Raw genomic sequence first — 15,906 nt, forward strand, 5'->3', positions numbered from 1 at the left:
GCTTGGGCAAGGGCTCTGAAATGGCCCGATAGAGGGTGATCATATCAAATGGGCCAAAATCAACGGGGGCCCTGCCGTCATGACAGAGCCCCCGCCGGTTCGGTTACATCACTTATTTCAGCAGATCGACCAGACGCTGGGCGTCGCCGATGTAGTTGGCCGGGGTCAGCTTCTTGAGCTCGACCTTGACCGCTTCCGGCAGGGCCAGGGTGTCGATAAAGGTGCGCATCCCTTCGGCGTCGACGCGGCGACCACGGGTCAGCTCTTTGAGCTTCTCGTAGGGCTTCTCGATGCCGTAGCGGCGCATCACGGTCTGGATGGGTTCCGCCAGCACTTCCCAGTTGGCGTCCAGATCGGCGGCCATGGCGTCCGCGTTGGCTTCCAGCTTGGAGATGCCCTTCAGGGTCGCCTGATAGGCAATCAGGGAGTAACCCACCGCCACACCCAGGTTGCGCAGCACAGTCGAGTCGGTGAGATCACGCTGCCAGCGGGAGATGGGCAGTTTGCTCGCCAGGTGCTGGAACACGGCGTTGGCCAGACCCAGATTGCCTTCGGAGTTCTCGAAGTCGATGGGGTTGACCTTGTGGGGCATGGTGGAGGAGCCGATTTCGCCGGCGATGGTGCGCTGCTTGAAGTGGCCCAGGGAGATGTAACCCCAGACGTCGCGGTCAAAGTCGATCAGGATGGTGTTGAAGCGGGCCAGGGCGTCGAACAGCTCGGCGATATAGTCGTGGGGCTCGATCTGGGTGGTGTAGGGGTTCCAGGTCAGGCCGAGAGAGGTGACGAACTCCTCGGAGAACTGGTGCCAGTCCACATCCGGGTAGGCGCTGATGTGGGCGTTGTAGTTGCCCACGGCACCGTTGATCTTGCCCAGCAGCTCCACCGCCATGATCTGCTTGAGCTGGCGCTCCAGACGGTAGGCGACGTTGGCCATCTCCTTGCCCATGGTGCTCGGGGTCGCCGGCTGACCGTGGGTACGGGAGAGCAGCGGCATGTCGCGGTACTCGACGGCCAGGCGCTTGATCTCGCTGATGAGCTTTTCGCAATAAGGCTTGATCACCTCTTCCCGGGCGGTCTTCAGCATCAGGCCGTGGGAGTTGTTGTTGATGTCTTCCGAGGTGCAGGCGAAGTGAATGAATTCGCTGACGGCGGCCAGCTCCGGGTTCACTTCCACCTTCTCTTTCAGGAAGTACTCCACCGCTTTCACATCATGGTTGGTGGTGCGCTCGATCTGTTTGATGCGGGCGGCATCCTGCTCGTTGAAGTTGCTGACGATGCCGTCAAGCACGGCATTGGCTGCCTCGCTCAGGGCAGGGACTTCCGGGATCCCGGCGTGGCTGGCCAGTTTTTGCAACCAGCGCACCTCGACTTCGACGCGAAAACGCAGCAGACCGAATTCGGAGAAGATAGGGCGCAGGGCATCGGCCTTGTCGCCATAACGACCGTCAATCGGGGAAACGGCAGTCAGCGCGGACAGCTCCATGGGGTGAACTCCTGATGATTGGTGTGGGGGTTAAAATCGTTTGGCCAGTTCCACCATCTTCTTGCGGGCGAAGATGATCTGGGTACGGCTGCCGCCGAGCTGGCGCCACAGCACCACGGCGCGGATGCCTGCGAGCAGCAGGGCGCGCACCTTGTGCTGCACCAGGGGCTGCTGCAGGAAGAGCGGGGTGCCCGCCACCTGGATGCGCGGCCCGATGGGGCTGATAAGGTCGCTGTAGATGCTCGCCATGTTGGCCAGGATCTGCTCGTCGAGCAGATCGAAATGCTGTTGCTGGCGGCCGATCTGGCTGATCCGCTCCCCCAGCATGTTGAGGATGTCCTTGCGCTTGGCGAGCTTGCGCTCCAGCGCGATCAGGCTCACCACGTAGCGGGTCAGCTCGGCATTCTTCTGGCTGCCGTCGGCTCCCAGCTGTTCCACCAGGGCGCGATAGCCGTCGCGAATGGCCAGGTGGCTGCCGAACACTTCCAGCGGCTGCGTGGGGTTGGTGACCAGAATGCTTTGCAGGCTCTCGCGCAGGGAGGCTTCGTCGCAGGAGCCGTCACGGGCCACTTTCTGCACCAGATAGGCGGCCTGGCAGATGCCTGCGAAGGCCATGGTTCTGTCTTGGAATTTGTCGCTCATATCTTCACGGCCCTGTTCTGTTCATTCACCGGCCGATGCCATGATCCGGCCTGGACGTTGCCAATCATGCATCGCTGCCTGGTACTGTTTTTCTTTGTCCCCTCTCCCTCAGGGAGAGGGTCAGGGTGAGGGTGGTTACCCCCTCATCCCCAACCCTTCTCCCGCGAGGGGAGAAGGGAGTACAGCGCGGACGCTCGTGAGCGCCCAGCCCTTAGACCGGATGGCTGAAACGTTGTTCGATGATGCCACCGCCCAGACACACTTCCCCGTCGTAGAAGACGGCGGACTGGCCCGGGGTCACCGCAGCCTGCTTCTCGTCGAAGATGACCCGGATGGTCTCATCGTCGATGGGCTGGATCAGGCAGGGGATGTCTTCCTGACGGTAACGGGTCTTGACGGTGCAGCGGCGCGGCGCGCGAATAGGGGTGCGATCCACCCAGTGCAGCTGGCTCGCGACCAGGCCGTCGGAGTAGAGACGGGGGTGTTCCCCTTGCGCCACCACGAGGGTGTTGCGCTCCACCTCTTTGTCCACCACGTACCAGGCCTCTTCGGTGGCATCTTTGCGACCGCCGATGCCAAGCCCCTTGCGCTGGCCCAGGGTGTGGTACATCAGCCCCTGATGCTCGCCGATGATCTTGCCGTCCACGGTTTCGATGGGACCGGGCTGGGCGGGCAGGAACTTGGCCAGGAAGTCCTTGAACTTGCGCTCACCGATGAAGCAGATGCCGGTGGAGTCTTTCTTCTTGGCGGTGATGAGATCCAGCTGCTCGGCGATGCGGCGCACCTCGGGTTTTTCCAGATCCCCGACCGGGAACAGGCTCTGACCCACCTGGGCTTCGCTCAGGGTATAGAGGAAGTAGCTCTGATCCTTGTTGGTATCCAGACCGCGCAGCAGGCGCGGGCGGCCGGTGCTGTCGTCACGGCGCACATAGTGGCCAGTGGCGATGTAGGTGGCCCCCAGCTCTTCGGCGGCGAATTCCAGGAACGCCTTGAACTTGATCTCCTTGTTGCACAGGATGTCCGGGTTCGGGGTGCGACCCGCCTTGTACTCTTCCAGGAAGTGCTCGAAGACGTTGTCCCAGTATTCGGCGGCGAAGTTGATGGTGTGGAGTTTCATCCCCAGCTTGTCGCAGACGGCCTTGGCATCAGCCAAATCCTGGGCGGCAGAGCAGTACTCGTCCGTGTCGTCTTCTTCCCAGTTCTTCATGAACAAGCCTTCGACCTGATAGCCCTGCTGCTGGAGCAGGTAGGCCGAGACGGAAGAATCCACGCCGCCGGACATGCCGACGATCACCTTGATTTGGCTGTTGTCTGTCATTAGTCGAAGTTACCAGTTCGTTTAAACGGGGCGTATTCTACCAGAGTTTTGCGCCCCCGGTCACATCTCCCTGCCGCCGTTCCCCTTGGAAGCCCGGTGGCGGGAAATCGTTTTTCTTGTCTCGGCCCCATCGCGTCAAAAAGAGCGTCCAATGGCGCTTAGATAAAGGCCTTGAGGGCCGACAGCGGCAGGCGGGTGCCTGCCAGATAGTCCTGGATGCACTGCCACACCAGGGGGCTTCGCAGGGCGGGCTTGCACTCGGCAATCTCCTCCAGGCTGAGCCAGTGACAGGCCAGTACGTCACCGTCGGGATCCTCTGGATGGTGCTGACCGGGCGACTTTTCAAGGTCGAAGATGACGGCGGTGCGCACAAAGGTGGCCTCGCTGTCCGCCGGTTTGAAGAGGTAGACCCCGAGCCAGCCGGTGGGGGCGGCGGTGAGTCCGGTCTCCTCCTTCAGCTCGCGGCAGGCCGCCTGGATGAGATCTTCTCCCGGCTCCACGTGGCCGGCGGGCTGATTGAAGCGGCGCTTGCCCGCAATCTCCTCTTCCACCAGCAAGAAACGCCCCTGCCAGTGCACCAGGGCGGCCACGGTGAGGCGGGTGGGCAGCGGTGGGTGATCGCTCATAAGGACTCCTTGTCTTGTTGGCTGTGCCCCGGCGGGGGCGCTCGATGCAGATCCGCTGTCGCCTTCATTCAGAGGGCTTGGTGCGAGCCGGACGGCGGGCGGTGGTGCGCCCGCCGCTGCGATTGGCCTGGCGCGGGTCTGCCCCGCGGCGGTCCCGCCCCTGGGCTGGATCCTGATCTGTTGGCCGGGCGGTGCGGGGGGCGCTGCGGCCAGTGCCCCCGGCTGCGGCGGATGCCCGTGGTTTGCCTTGCGTGGCGGCTGGTCGTGACGCGGGTGCCAGATCGGGAGCGGGCAGGGCGCGGCTCTCTCCCGGCGCCAGCCCATCGAGAGTCCACTCCCCGATGGCATAGCGGATGAGGCGCAAGGTGGGGTGACCGATATGGGCGGTCATGCGCCGCACCTGGCGGTTGCGCCCCTCCACGATTGTTATCTCGAGCCAGCAGGTGGGGATCTCTTTGCGCTCGCGTATGGGCGGATTGCGTGGCCACACGGCAGGGTCATCCATGATGCGCGCCCCGGCGGGCAGGGTCATGCCGTCGTTGAGTTCCACACCGGCGCGAAGAGCGGCCAGTTTCTCCTCGCTCGGGATGCCTTCAACCTGCACCCAGTAGGTCTTGGGGGTCTTCTCTCCCGGCTGGGTGAGGCGCGCCTGCAACTTGCCGTCGTTGGTGAGCAGCAAGAGCCCTTCGCTGTCGCGGTCGAGCCTGCCCGCGGCATAGATGCCGGGCTCGCTGATGTAATCCTTGAGGGTCTCGCGGCCCGCCTCGTCGGTGAACTGGCAGAGCACCATGTAAGGCTTGTTCAGGAGCAGCAGCTTGCGATCCGCCGGGGCGGGGGCCGGTTTGCGCTCGTTGACGCTCCCTGGGTGCCGGGCCTCCCGGCGTTGGGATGGGGGCACAGTGGTAGGCCCGCTGGCCGTGCGGCCTGCGTCAGGGCGGGCGGAGAGGGAGAGACGGGGACGGGCTGATTTCATCGCATGCCTACCAAAAACAGGGGATGGCGGAGTGTACCACAGGGGGCGGCCATCAGGGGGAGAGCGGGGCTTACCTCTCGGGTCAGGGGGAGGCGGTGTCCGGCGCCAGTGCGAGGGAGAGGCGCAGCATGTCCTTGTGCTGGATGCCGTGCTCCATCAGGGGCTCGGGATAGTGGATGAGGAAGTGATCCTTCACGACGGCATGGACGCGAAAGCCGTGGCGCTGGTAATAGGCGAGCTGGTGGCCGAAGCTGCCGGTACCGAGCTCGACGCGGCCTATCCCCTTCCCGGCCAGGTTCTCCAGCACGAAGCGCAGCAGGCCGGAGCCGATGCCCTGCTGCTGGCGGCTGGGGGCAACGGCGATGTTGAAGATCTCGGCGGTTTGCTCCCCCACCAGGCCCGCCACGCAGGCCCCCACGACCTCGTTGTCCGCCAGGGCGGCAAAGCCCCAGGCCCCGGGCAGGTAGGCGGCGATGCGCGACGCGGCGGGATCGGCCTCCAGCAGCAGGGCCAGCGGCAGGTGGGCGGGGTTCATCTCGACAAACGTCATCCTTGTTTCTCTCCCTGTTTGTGACGGCGCGCGCCGCGCAGCACGATGGCGGGCTTGACCGATGTGGTGGCCCGGGCGGCGTTCCTCTCGCACGGCATCTCGCCCGGTGTGGATGCCAACAGCCGGATCTAGGTCGGCCACAGCTGCTTGCCGTGGGCACGCCCTTGCCCCTGTGTCCCGATAGGGTTCACCCGAGTCTCAGTGGTGTCATGCCGGGGAACAGGGGCGCTGGTCTCCGGGATCGGCGCCGGGCGGTTGAGCAGAAAGACCACCTCGCCCCGGTAATGGGGGGAGGCGGCCAGTGTTGTCTGCCAGGCGGGATCCCACTCCCCATCCTGCACCAGCCCGACCTTGAACGGGATGGTCAGGTGTGCCATGGCGGGCAGATAGGCCTGATAGCCCGGCACCGTGCGCGTGCCCTGATAGGTCTGGATCACCAGCTCGTCCACGGGCAGGCGATTGAGCTCTGCCACGTCCCCCGTTTTCGCCCAGTCGAGCAGCCCCGTCACGCTGAGCTTGCACTCGGGAGGCAGGGCGCGCCGCAGTTGTTGCAGGGCGTTGCCATAGCGATCGAGCTGGCGGGTCGCCGCATCGAAGTCGATCTGGATGCCCGCCACCCTGGCCCCGGCCGCGCGCCACCCCTCGTAGAGGCGCACCAGCACCTGCTCGTGGGCGGGGGAGAGGGGGAGGGCGTTGACACGCACCACCAGCCAGACCTGCCCGGCCTTGAGAGGGGAGGGAACCCGCCCCAGCTTGACGAAGCGGGGGCCGCCGGGCCTGTCCAGGATCTCCCCCTGATGCAGATAGAGGGTGCTGGCCTGTTCCAGTACCGGCTGGTGGCGGGTGGCGGACCAGAGCCAGAAGGCGTCATAGGCGCTGGCATCGACACTGGCCTCAAGGGGGGTGGCCAGGGCCGTCAGCAGCAGCGCCAGCAGGGCGCGTTCAGAGCGTCTGCTCATGGCTCACCAGTAGTATTTGAGGGATCTGGCCCACACCGAGTTGCCATAGCGCTGCTTGAGGGTGTTGAACCAGGCCTGCCGGGTGCGTTTGGGGATCTCCTGGCTGTCACAGCTGTTGTAGCCGGAGGGGGCATAGCACTGGATGGCGCGATAGAGGGCATAGCTCTTGTCTTCGGGCTCTGCCTTGGGGTTGGTCATCACGGCCTGATAGAGGGCGAGGCGACTCGGGAACGTGGGGCGCTCGTCTTGCGCCAGCCCCCAGATCATCTCGCGATCCTGCAACAGGTCGATATGGGGATCCCGGCTGCGCAGATACTCCCCGAAGCAGTTGAGGGCATGACCATCGTCGGGGCGCTGCACCAGGGTGCCAAGGGTCTGGGTCAGATCCCGGCAGTGGTAGCCCTGGGGCGTCCCCTCTCCGCGCCACTGGAACGCCGAGAGGCGCACATCCCCGTTGGGCACGGGTTCCCAGGGCGCGTCGGCGGGAGGGGTCGCCTCCTTGTAATCGGCGGGGATGAGGGCCACATCCTGCAAGAAGGTGGCCGGGTCGCTGGCGATGAGATCCCGCACCAGCAGGGTATGGAGCGCAATCTGCCGCTCCGCCGCGCTCGGGCCCTGACTGGCTTGCTGGCGCAACAGAGCGGGGTCGGCCTCCTGCTTGAGCACGGCCGCTCGGATGCGCAGCTGGGTGATGGGGCTGCCCGGCTGGAAGATGGCCGCCGTGTTGCCGGTGCGCACCCAGTGATCCGCCAGCACGTTCTCCACGAACGCCTGCTGGGCCTGACCCAGGGGGGAGGCCACCAGTGCCATCAGGGCCTGCTCGGCCTTGTCGAAGGCCTTCATGCCCTGCCAGGCCCAGATGCGCAGCATCTGGTGGCTGAATGCCAGGGTGGCGTCCTCCTGCCCCGGGGAGGGCAGGGCCAGCACCTGCTCGAACTGCTTGTCCAAAAAGAGGGCGTAGGCCTTGAGATAGGCCGCCTGCGCCTGGTGACCGGTTTTTTGCAGGTGCGCGATGGCGTCGTCCAGTTGGGCATCTTGCCAGTCCCGCGGCCGCTCATAGGTCGGTCTGAGACCCCGCAGGGCATTGACGAACAGCAGCGCCGGCTGGGCCGAGTCCTGATAGGCCGCCTGATGGCGATAGGCATCGCCACTGAGCAGGGTGAGATCGATCTCGTTGACCAGGGCCTCCAGCGCCGGCAAGGGCTGGCGGGTTGCCATGGCCTCGTCATAGGCATCCCGCAGGGCGCCGAGATCACCGGACATCCACTGGATGCGTCTGAACAGTCCTCTGGTCGAGCTGGCGTAGCGCCCTTGCGGGTAGGCCGCCAGATAGGCCTGACCCTGGGCCATGGCGCGGCGAAGGGCCTCCTTGTCACTCCTGGTCACGTCCTGATCGCCGTATTCGTCCTTCGCCTCCTTCATCGCGAGGTTGATCTCCGTGCGCATCACCATGTAGGTCGCGCTCTCGGCCACCCAGGGGGCCTTGGCCTGCTGCAAGGCGGCAAAGCCTGCGCGGGCCTCCTCGAAGCGGCTCTCGTAGAAGTGCCGGGCAGCTTGCAGATACCCCTGCCACTCCAGGGCAGCACCGCTCATTTCGGTCGCGGGGGCCGGGCTCTCCTGCTGCCCAAGGATCAGCAGACGGCTTCGCAGCAGCGACGTGCGCTCCGGGGCGGGCACCTCGCTCTGCTCGAGGGCGTCCAGAAACGCGCTGACCGAGGAGAGGGAGTTGGAGATGGCGTGGCCGTAGAGGGAGTCGTGGCCCGCGTAGTGCTCGAGCAGCGGGGGGAGGGACGGGTCGTAGGCGGCCAGCCGGCTGCCGAGCTGCTCGCGCAGCGCCGGGTCCTCTACCTCCTCCGGCTGGGGGAGGCGGGTGAGGTAGAACAGCGGCTGGCTGCGCTCGTTCAGCGGATCTGCCGGCAGGGTGAAGGGCAGGGGGTGATGCTGGGCATCCCCCAGCAGCATCAGCAGGTTGCCCCGGGTGTCGTTCTGGTTGAGATAGAGTGGATAGGTGGGGAGAGGGCAGTCGGTGAGCCAGAAGCCGCACCCGTCACCGTCACCGGAGGCGAGGGCGGGCAGTGCAACCAGCGTCATCGCCAGCACCGAGCAGTGGGTCAGAGATGTCATGGGATCGCTATCCGTTTGTGGGCCCGCGCCGTGCGTGACGCCCGGGCCGGAAAAGGGGGTTCGCAGTGGCGGGCAATAGTACGAAAGAGGGTCACAAACGACAACCCATTATGACCTGGTCGGCGCTCTCCCTGTCAGGACGCCTGCGCCATCCCCCTGCCCCGAGCGCGTGCTCTTTGCTGCTTCGCGGGTGTCAGCATCTGCCATCGCCATACAAAAAGGGCGAATGTGGATACTTATATAGGGGGCTCTTCGGTGCGAAAGAGCGCCTTGCCGCAGGCGAGGCAGGTGTGGCGAAAGCGATGATCAGGCCAGCCGGTCTGGGGGTGGCCCAGCACCTTGTCGGAGCCGCAGGCGCAGCAGCGCGCCCCATGTTCATCGTCGGTGGCGCACTCGGGATGCTGGTGCAGGTAGTCGGCGCGGGTGGGCAGACGCAGCCAGTCGGGCTGGGCATGGCGCTGGTTCCAGAAATAGCACCCATAGAAGGTGCCTGCGGCGACGGGCAGGGCAAACCACCAGAAGAGATCCATGTCATGACTCCGACGAGAGGGGATGAGGGCGGCAACAACCCGCTCAGCAGGCGCGGTGCGGCCCCATTTTATCGGGGCGGGAGTGGGGCGGGATATGCCCGGATGGGTAACAAGCGAACCTGCTGGTGGTCGGGCTGGCAAGCCGCAGGGCCGGGGTTGGGGATTATCTATCCATTAAAGAGATGGGTTGCGTCATAACCTATCGTGTTTTTGGATGGACAAGGGGGTCTTTCCGGTCGCAAAACCCGGAGAGCGGGGAGTTTTTGTGAAAAAAATGTGCATATCCTCGTCATGCCGATCTCAAGGGAGTCATTGAGCGAATCATAAATTTCAAGATATTGATATAAATGGTAAAAATAGTGTTTTTATCAGGCGTTTTCAGGGTGGGTGATGGGGTTTCATAAGGAGCTTTAACCCATTTTCTAGATTGGTTTTTGCATAATCAATCGTTTATTTTGTTGGACAATTGGGGAAAACCTGGTGTCCAATCGGGTGAGCAGGTTGGCCAAACAGTGCCGTCAGCCAGTGTGTAACCCGAGATGTAAGGAGACATCCTGATGGAAAAACTTGACCAAAAAATCGACACCATGCGCCAGGAATTCGAGTCCCAGGGGCAAAAACAGGCCCAGGACAGATGGCAGGCCAGGGTCGATGAACTGCAACGGGAGCGCAGCGAAGCGCCCCAGCCGGAAGCGGCAGAACACTAGCCCCTGGCGGCCTTGTGGCCACCGAGTGAGCGCATAATGAAAAACCACCGCCCTGTTTGGGGCGGTGGTTTTTTTGCGCAGTGGCTAGAGGCGATAGAGGTTCTGGGCCGCATCGAACAGCTCCGCGCGCTCGCCGGTGCCGCCGTTGAAGACGGTGTGGAAGAAGCGCAGCACCTTCTCGTTGGCGAGGGCATCCCCTTCGAAGTAGGCGTGAGAGTCCCCCACATGGGGCTGATTGGTCACGTCCACGTAGGTGGCCGTTCTGGCATCCAGCCGCCGGGTGTAGTGGCCGAGCCTCGCCTTTTGCTGCTCCCCCATCTTCATGCGCGATGCCATCAGGGCACCATCGCGCTCATTGATGGTGATGTAGAGGCGGTTGCGACACTGGATGCGGTCGACCCACTGGGCGTGAAGCTCGTTGTTGGTGTCGGCGGCGGCCATGATGATGTTGTCGAACAGCAGCTGGTTGGCGTGGTAGGTCGTGCTGCCCAGCAGGTGTTTGAACAGGTAGTTGCCCATGCTGTGCAGCAGCAGGTTGATGGTGAAGGGGCAGCGCTTGTTCACCTCCTTGGCGAAGTAGCGATCCCAGGCCTCGCCGTTGTCGGCGAACTTCTTCTGGGCCTTCTCTTCCAGTTGCGTCACATATTGGCCGTTGAACTCGTCGAGCAGCCCCTTCATCTTCTCCAGCACTCGGTCAAGGGCACCGGCCGAGGCCAGGGCATCGCGCTTGTCGCTCTTGTAGCTCAGCACGCCCCGGGCGCCGCCGCCATTGGCGGGCCAGCTGAAGCAGAGCACCTCGACGCCGTACCGGGCCTCGAGCCCCGCGGCTCGCTCTAGCACATCGTCAAGATCGTTGTTGAAGCCGTGTACGAACAGCAGCAGGTGTTTGCCGGTCTTGAGCTTCTGCTTGGCCGTGCTGCCGGTCCCGGCGCAGCGCTCCAGCAGCTTGCGCGCCACATAGGCGCTGGCCGGGTGGGGGAGGTCGGGGTCAAGGCCGACGCTGGCGGCCATCTCGGCGGTGATCTGATCCGGCAGCAGGTCCAGCTGCCACTGTTTGCCCTGACGCCGGGCCTCGGCGAGGCGCAGTTCGTTGGGGCCCTCTGCGGGTTTTTCGCCAAAGATCTCGCTGGGGGTCTTGCCCTGCTCGTTGACCATCCGGTTGGTGACGATAAACATGGTGTTCTCCTTGTTGTCGTGCTCTCTTCATGATCGGCCACGCCCCGGGCGCCCCGATCACTGGCAAAGAGCCTAGTCCGGATCCGGCTGCCTGTCCCCCGACGCGCCTTGCCTCGCCAAAGGGGTTACGACGATGTAAAGGCGAACGGGATTTGGGGGAGTGGCGCCTTCGGGGCGGCGAGGGCAGGAAGACGCTGTCATCACTAGAGGAAGAGGCCCGGATGGACGGGGCCTGCGCCTCGTCAGGACCAGAGGGCAGCGAGGGAGTAGGGGATCCTCAGGCGCACTGTGATCCACTCCCCGACTATGGTCTGACATGCACGCCCGCTATTTGATTATGCAAATGGATGGGCTTAAGATGGCCGCGCGCAACGATCAGATTGATAACAAACGGAAGTTAGGAGATGCCGATGGAAAGCAAAGTAGTTATCCCGACCCAGGGCCAGAAAATCACAGTCGATGCCAGCGGCAAGCTGCAGGTTCCCCACAATCCCATCATTCCGTTTATCGAAGGGGATGGTATCGGTGTGGACGTGACCCCGGCCATGTTGAATGTGGTGAATGCTGCGGTCGAGAAAGCCTACAAAGGCGAGCGCAAGATCGCCTGGATGGAGATCTATACCGGCGAGAAATCGACTCATGTCTATGGCGAAGGTGCCTGGCTGCCGGCCGAAACCCTGGATTTCATTCGTGAATACTGCGTGGCCATCAAGGGCCCGCTGACCACCCCGGTCGGCGGTGGTATTCGCTCCCTCAACGTGGCCCTGCGCCAGGAGCTGGACCTCTACGTCTGCCTGCGCCCGGTCCGTTACTACGAAGGGACCCCGAGCCCGGTCAAGCACCCCGAGCTGACCGACATGGTGATCTTCCGCGAGAACGCCGAAGACATCTACGCTGGCATCGAGTGGAAGGCGGACAGCGATGAAGCCAAGAAGGTGATCGCTTTCCTGCAAAACGAGATGGGCGTGAAGAAAATTCGCTTCCCCGAGTCCTGCGGCATCGGCATCAAGCCCATGTCCAAGGCCGGTACCGAGCGTCTGGTCCGTGCCGCCATCGAGTACGCCATCGACAACGATCGCGACTCCGTGACCCTGGTGCACAAGGGCAACATCATGAAGTTCACCGAGGGTGCCTTCAAGGATTGGGGCTATGCCCTGGCCCAGAAAGAGTACGATGCCCAGCTCATCGACGGCGGCCCCTGGTGCTCCTTCAAGAACCCGAAGACCGGCAAGACCATCGTGGTCAAGGACGTCATCGCCGACGCCTTCCTGCAACAGATCCTGCTGCGCCCGGCCGAGTATGACGTCATCGCCTGTATGAACCTCAACGGTGACTACATCTCCGACGCGCTGGCGGCCCAGGTCGGCGGCATCGGCATCGCGCCGGGCGCCAACATCGGCGATGGCGTTGCCCTGTTCGAAGCCACCCACGGCACCGCGCCGAAATACGCTGGCCAGGACAAGGTCAACCCGGGCTCCCTCATCCTCTCTGCCGAGATGATGCTGCGCCACTTGGGCTGGACCGAGGCGGCTGACCTCATCGTCAAGGGGATGGAAGCGGCCATCGCCAACAAGACCGTCACCTATGACTTCGAGCGTCTGATGGAAGGAGCCACCCTGCGTTCCTGCTCCCAGTTCGCCCAGGACATGATCGACCAGATGTGATCCGGGTCGTTGAAATGCAAAACCGGCGCCATGAGCGCCGGTTTTTTTATGGAGGAGAGCAGGTCGTCAGGTGGTTTTTTCCACGTGCTGCTCGTAGATCTGCTGCCATTTGCTGGTCTCGGCCTCATCTCCACGGGCCTGCCAGAATTCGCAGATGGAGTTGGCGAGCTCGGATGCCATGGCGTGGTCTCCGTCACGGCGGCTCATCAGATATTGTCCCAACCAGCTTTGATATTGTTTCATCGCCCGATCTCCTTATCTAAGGTGCCCAGAGGGGAGTGCTCCTGGCGTCAAGGTCGCGCAGGAGCGATTCGAACTGGGCACATGTTGTGCTGCGCCCGGCAGGTGTTGGTCGCCGGATCCGGTGGTTATCTCACCGGAAAAAGGGGACAACGGGGCGCAGATGTCAAAAAACGGTCTCTATCGTATCACAAAATAACCAGTCAGTGGGGCTGGATGACAAATCAGGCTGTCCAGCAGTCTGGCCGTCTGTGTCATGTTGGCGAGGGCTGAGGTGCCATCTTGCTGATCTCGCAGCAGAAAAACCCGCCAGGTCGGCGGGTCACGGGGGCGAAAAAAAGATCAGATCCGGGCGCAGGCCAGGTATTTTTCCATCTCCTCGGCGGGCACCATGCCGCCGCCGGTGGCCCACACCAGGTGGGTGGCCCCGGCCATCCTGGCTGCATCCAGTCCCTGCCCACTCTGCCACTCAAGGTTGGTGGCCACTCGCCAGGGGCCTGCCATGCCCGCCAGTGCCGAGGGCTCGAGCCGGATCTCTTCATTCCGGGCCAGGAGCCCCAGCAGGTCGTACATCTCCTGATCGCTCAGGGTGTAGAAGCCCGCAAGCAGGCGTTCCATGGCGCGGCCGACAAAACCGGAGGCGCGTCCCACCGCGAGGCCGTCGGCGGCGGTGAGGTTGTCGATGCCAAGGTCTTGCACCGCAATGGCATCGTGCAACCCGGTGTGGACCCCGAGCAGCATGCAGGGGGAGTGGGTGGGCTCGGCGAAGAAGCAGTGCACGTTGTCTCCAAACGCCAGCTTGAGACCAAAGGCCACCCCGCCCGGGCCACCGCCGACGCCGCAAGGCAGGTAGACGAAGAGCGGATGGTCGGCGTCCACCCTGATGCCCATCTCGTCGAACTGCTTTTTCACCCGCTCGCCCGCCACCGCATAGCCGAGGAACAGGGTGCGAGAGTGCTCGTCATCGATGAAGAAACAGTTGGGGTCGCGCTCGGCCTCCTTGCGTCCCTGCTCCACCGCCACCCCGTAATCCTCGGCGTATTCCACCACGATGGCGCCATGTTCGCGCAACTTGCGCTTCTTCCACTCCCGCGCATCAGCCGACATGTGGACGGTGACGCGAAAGCCGAGGCGGGCGCTCATGATGCCGATGGAGAGGCCGAGGTTGCCGGTCGACCCCACCGCGATGCTGTACTGGCCGAAGAAGTGGCGGAACTCGTCCGAAAATAGCGTGCGATAGTCATCCGTCTCGCGCAGCAGTCCAGCCTGGATGGCCAGGTGTTCGGCATGGGCCAGCACCTCGTGGATGCCGCCGCGCGCCTTGATGGAGCCGGAGATGGGCAGATGGCTGTCTTGTTTGAGCAGCAACCTGCCGGTGAGTTCGACACCGTAGCGCGCATTGAGGGTCCCCTGCAGGGTCGGGATGGCGGCGATCCCGGACTCGATGATGCCGTGGCTGGCGCGGGTTTCGGGGAAGGCCTCGCACAGGTAGGGGGCGAAGCGGGCGAGCCGGGCGGAGGCGGTGGCCACATCGTGCCGGGTGAGCCCCACATGGGGCAATCCTTCCGCGAGGGAGGTGGCCCCCGGATTGAACCAGGTCACAGGGGTGAGGGCGATCAGCGGTTCGAGCAGGGGGAAGCGGGCGATGAGCCCGGCAATGTCGGTGTGTGTCATGAAAGCCTCGCGGGGTGGTGACGGAATCATCCCATTGAATGGCACCAGCGTTGCCGTGACAAATGATAAAACGCGTCGCTTGGATGAGCCCAGTTGATGCAAATGGTCATCTACCCTGCTGTGCCTTCGAATACGGGTGAGTTGAGTCTTCCTGGTGAATGCAAACCTCGCCCTTCTGGTATCATCTGCCAGATAAAAGAGAGGGAGGCCCAACCATGCAACGCGATGAGTACCCGGGGGTGAGGAGCAAGCTGCTCAGCAGCCATCAGCTCGCCAGGCTCCACACCTTCGAGGCGGCGGCCCGCCACGGCTCCTTTGCGCTCGCCGCCGACGAGCTCTCCTTGAGCCCAAGCGCGGTGAGCCACCGCATCTCGGCCCTGGAAGAGGCGCTCGGTTTTTTGCTGTTCCAGCGCTTTCACCGCAAGGTGGCCTTGACCACGGAGGGGCAGCGCATCTTCTGGGCCCTCACCTCCTCCCTGGAGTTCATCAATCAGGAGGTGCTGGAGATCAGGGAGCAGGCGCTGTCGGGCTCCCTGACGCTGCACTCGCGCCCCTCCATCGCCCAGTGCTGGCTGGTGCCAAGGCTCGCCGATTTTTCCCGTCTGCATCCTCACATCGAGCTCAACCTGCTGACGGGCAACGAGCACATCAACCTGCACGGCTACGGCATCGATCTGACCCTCAACTTCGATGCCAGAACCCCGACGGGCCTGGCCATCCACCCCCTGATGGATGAATACATGGTGCCGGTGTGCAGCCCTCAATACGCCAGCGACCACGGTCTGATGGGGGAGGTGGGGAATCTGCAGCAGTGCCGCCTGCTCCATGACAGACAGGCCTGGGGCCTGGACACCGACAGCGACGAGTGGCGCACCTGGGGGAGCCACTGGCATCTCTCCCTGGAGGCCTGCTCGTCACACATGGGATTTGATCGAGCGGATCTGGCGATCCTTGCCGCCACCCACCACGCCGGTGTCGCCATGGGGCGCAGGCAGCTGGCAAGCCAGGCGCTGGCGAGCGGAGCGCTGGTGATGCCCTTCCCGGACATGGCGGTGCGCTGCGAGCCGCGTTATTACCTGGCGACCCTCCCTCATCGCCAGTGTCCCAAGATCCAGGCATTCATCCGCTGGATACAGGATCAGGCGCAAGGGGCATCCTGAAACGGGACCTGGTTTATTGTCCGCGAAGGTGATGGCCATGAGCGCACTATTTGTACAATAAGGGCCGGCACTGCTGCTAA

Annotated in this window: 15 protein-coding genes; 3 read left to right on the top strand and 12 right to left on the bottom strand. The window is 63.6% G+C overall.

The window, feature by feature from the left end; translation table 11 throughout:
• Positions 1 to 112 precede the first annotated feature (112 nt).
• From purB to AB5Y59_RS18815, 9 genes are all read right to left on the bottom strand, one after another.
• A complete protein-coding gene (purB, locus tag AB5Y59_RS18775) occupies positions 113 to 1,483 on the bottom strand; it encodes an adenylosuccinate lyase (protein WP_069785343.1) in 1,371 nt (456 codons plus the stop codon).
• 30 nt (positions 1,484 to 1,513) lie between these two features.
• Positions 1,514 to 2,125: a high frequency lysogenization protein HflD gene (gene hflD, locus AB5Y59_RS18780; RefSeq protein ID WP_010673618.1), complete on the bottom strand. Its 612-nt coding sequence runs from the start codon at positions 2,123 to 2,125 to the stop codon at positions 1,514 to 1,516.
• A gap of 211 nt (positions 2,126 to 2,336) precedes the next feature.
• Positions 2,337 to 3,443, bottom strand: a complete 1,107-nt coding sequence (mnmA, locus tag AB5Y59_RS18785; RefSeq protein ID WP_010673619.1) for a tRNA 2-thiouridine(34) synthase MnmA — start codon at positions 3,441 to 3,443, stop codon at positions 2,337 to 2,339.
• Positions 3,444 to 3,601: 158 nt separating this feature from the next.
• Positions 3,602 to 4,069, bottom strand: a complete 468-nt coding sequence (locus AB5Y59_RS18790) for an NUDIX hydrolase (RefSeq protein WP_010673620.1) — start codon at positions 4,067 to 4,069, stop codon at positions 3,602 to 3,604.
• A 64-nt stretch (positions 4,070 to 4,133) separates the two neighbouring features.
• Positions 4,134 to 5,042: a pseudouridine synthase gene (locus AB5Y59_RS18795; protein WP_201893502.1), complete on the bottom strand. Its 909-nt coding sequence runs from the start codon at positions 5,040 to 5,042 to the stop codon at positions 4,134 to 4,136.
• 82 nt (positions 5,043 to 5,124) lie between these two features.
• On the bottom strand, positions 5,125 to 5,592 hold the full coding sequence (locus AB5Y59_RS18800; RefSeq protein ID WP_201893504.1) for a GNAT family N-acetyltransferase: 468 nt from the start codon (positions 5,590 to 5,592) through the stop codon (positions 5,125 to 5,127).
• A gap of 128 nt (positions 5,593 to 5,720) precedes the next feature.
• Positions 5,721 to 6,551, bottom strand: a complete 831-nt coding sequence (locus tag AB5Y59_RS18805; RefSeq protein WP_368212513.1) for a DUF3142 domain-containing protein — start codon at positions 6,549 to 6,551, stop codon at positions 5,721 to 5,723.
• A gap of 3 nt (positions 6,552 to 6,554) precedes the next feature.
• A complete protein-coding gene (locus AB5Y59_RS18810) occupies positions 6,555 to 8,675 on the bottom strand; it encodes a hypothetical protein (RefSeq protein ID WP_368212514.1) in 2,121 nt (706 codons plus the stop codon).
• 236 nt (positions 8,676 to 8,911) lie between these two features.
• On the bottom strand, positions 8,912 to 9,205 hold the full coding sequence (locus AB5Y59_RS18815) for a hypothetical protein (RefSeq protein WP_053288271.1): 294 nt from the start codon (positions 9,203 to 9,205) through the stop codon (positions 8,912 to 8,914).
• A gap of 557 nt (positions 9,206 to 9,762) precedes the next feature.
• On the opposite strand from AB5Y59_RS18815, the gene AB5Y59_RS18820 reads away from it, so the two are divergent.
• Positions 9,763 to 9,912 (top strand): hypothetical protein, encoded by a 150-nt coding sequence (locus AB5Y59_RS18820; RefSeq protein WP_010673628.1) that lies wholly within the window; start codon positions 9,763 to 9,765, stop codon positions 9,910 to 9,912.
• A gap of 84 nt (positions 9,913 to 9,996) precedes the next feature.
• Here AB5Y59_RS18820 and AB5Y59_RS18825 read toward each other — a convergent pair whose 3' ends face one another.
• Complete coding sequence (locus tag AB5Y59_RS18825; protein WP_042864175.1) at positions 9,997 to 11,088, bottom strand: alpha/beta hydrolase; 1,092 nt, start codon at positions 11,086 to 11,088, stop codon at positions 9,997 to 9,999.
• Between the two features lie 410 nt (positions 11,089 to 11,498).
• On the opposite strand from AB5Y59_RS18825, the gene icd reads away from it, so the two are divergent.
• A complete protein-coding gene (gene icd / locus AB5Y59_RS18830; RefSeq protein WP_010673630.1) occupies positions 11,499 to 12,752 on the top strand; it encodes an NADP-dependent isocitrate dehydrogenase in 1,254 nt (417 codons plus the stop codon).
• A 66-nt stretch (positions 12,753 to 12,818) separates the two neighbouring features.
• Here icd and AB5Y59_RS18835 read toward each other — a convergent pair whose 3' ends face one another.
• On the bottom strand, positions 12,819 to 12,995 hold the full coding sequence (locus tag AB5Y59_RS18835) for a hypothetical protein (RefSeq protein ID WP_080944224.1): 177 nt from the start codon (positions 12,993 to 12,995) through the stop codon (positions 12,819 to 12,821).
• Positions 12,996 to 13,334: 339 nt separating this feature from the next.
• Positions 13,335 to 14,666: a D-serine ammonia-lyase gene (gene dsdA, locus AB5Y59_RS18840; protein ID WP_368212515.1), complete on the bottom strand. Its 1,332-nt coding sequence runs from the start codon at positions 14,664 to 14,666 to the stop codon at positions 13,335 to 13,337.
• A 215-nt stretch (positions 14,667 to 14,881) separates the two neighbouring features.
• On the opposite strand from dsdA, the gene dsdC reads away from it, so the two are divergent.
• The gene (dsdC, locus tag AB5Y59_RS18845; protein ID WP_045524001.1) at positions 14,882 to 15,826 is read left to right on the top strand and encodes a DNA-binding transcriptional regulator DsdC; all 945 of its coding nucleotides are present in this window, start codon (positions 14,882 to 14,884) and stop codon (positions 15,824 to 15,826) included.
• Positions 15,827 to 15,906: the final 80 nt, after the last annotated feature.

This window comes from Aeromonas sp. s10, from assembly GCF_040907975.1.
GTDB classification, from domain to species: Bacteria; Pseudomonadota; Gammaproteobacteria; order Enterobacterales; family Aeromonadaceae; genus Aeromonas; species Aeromonas caviae.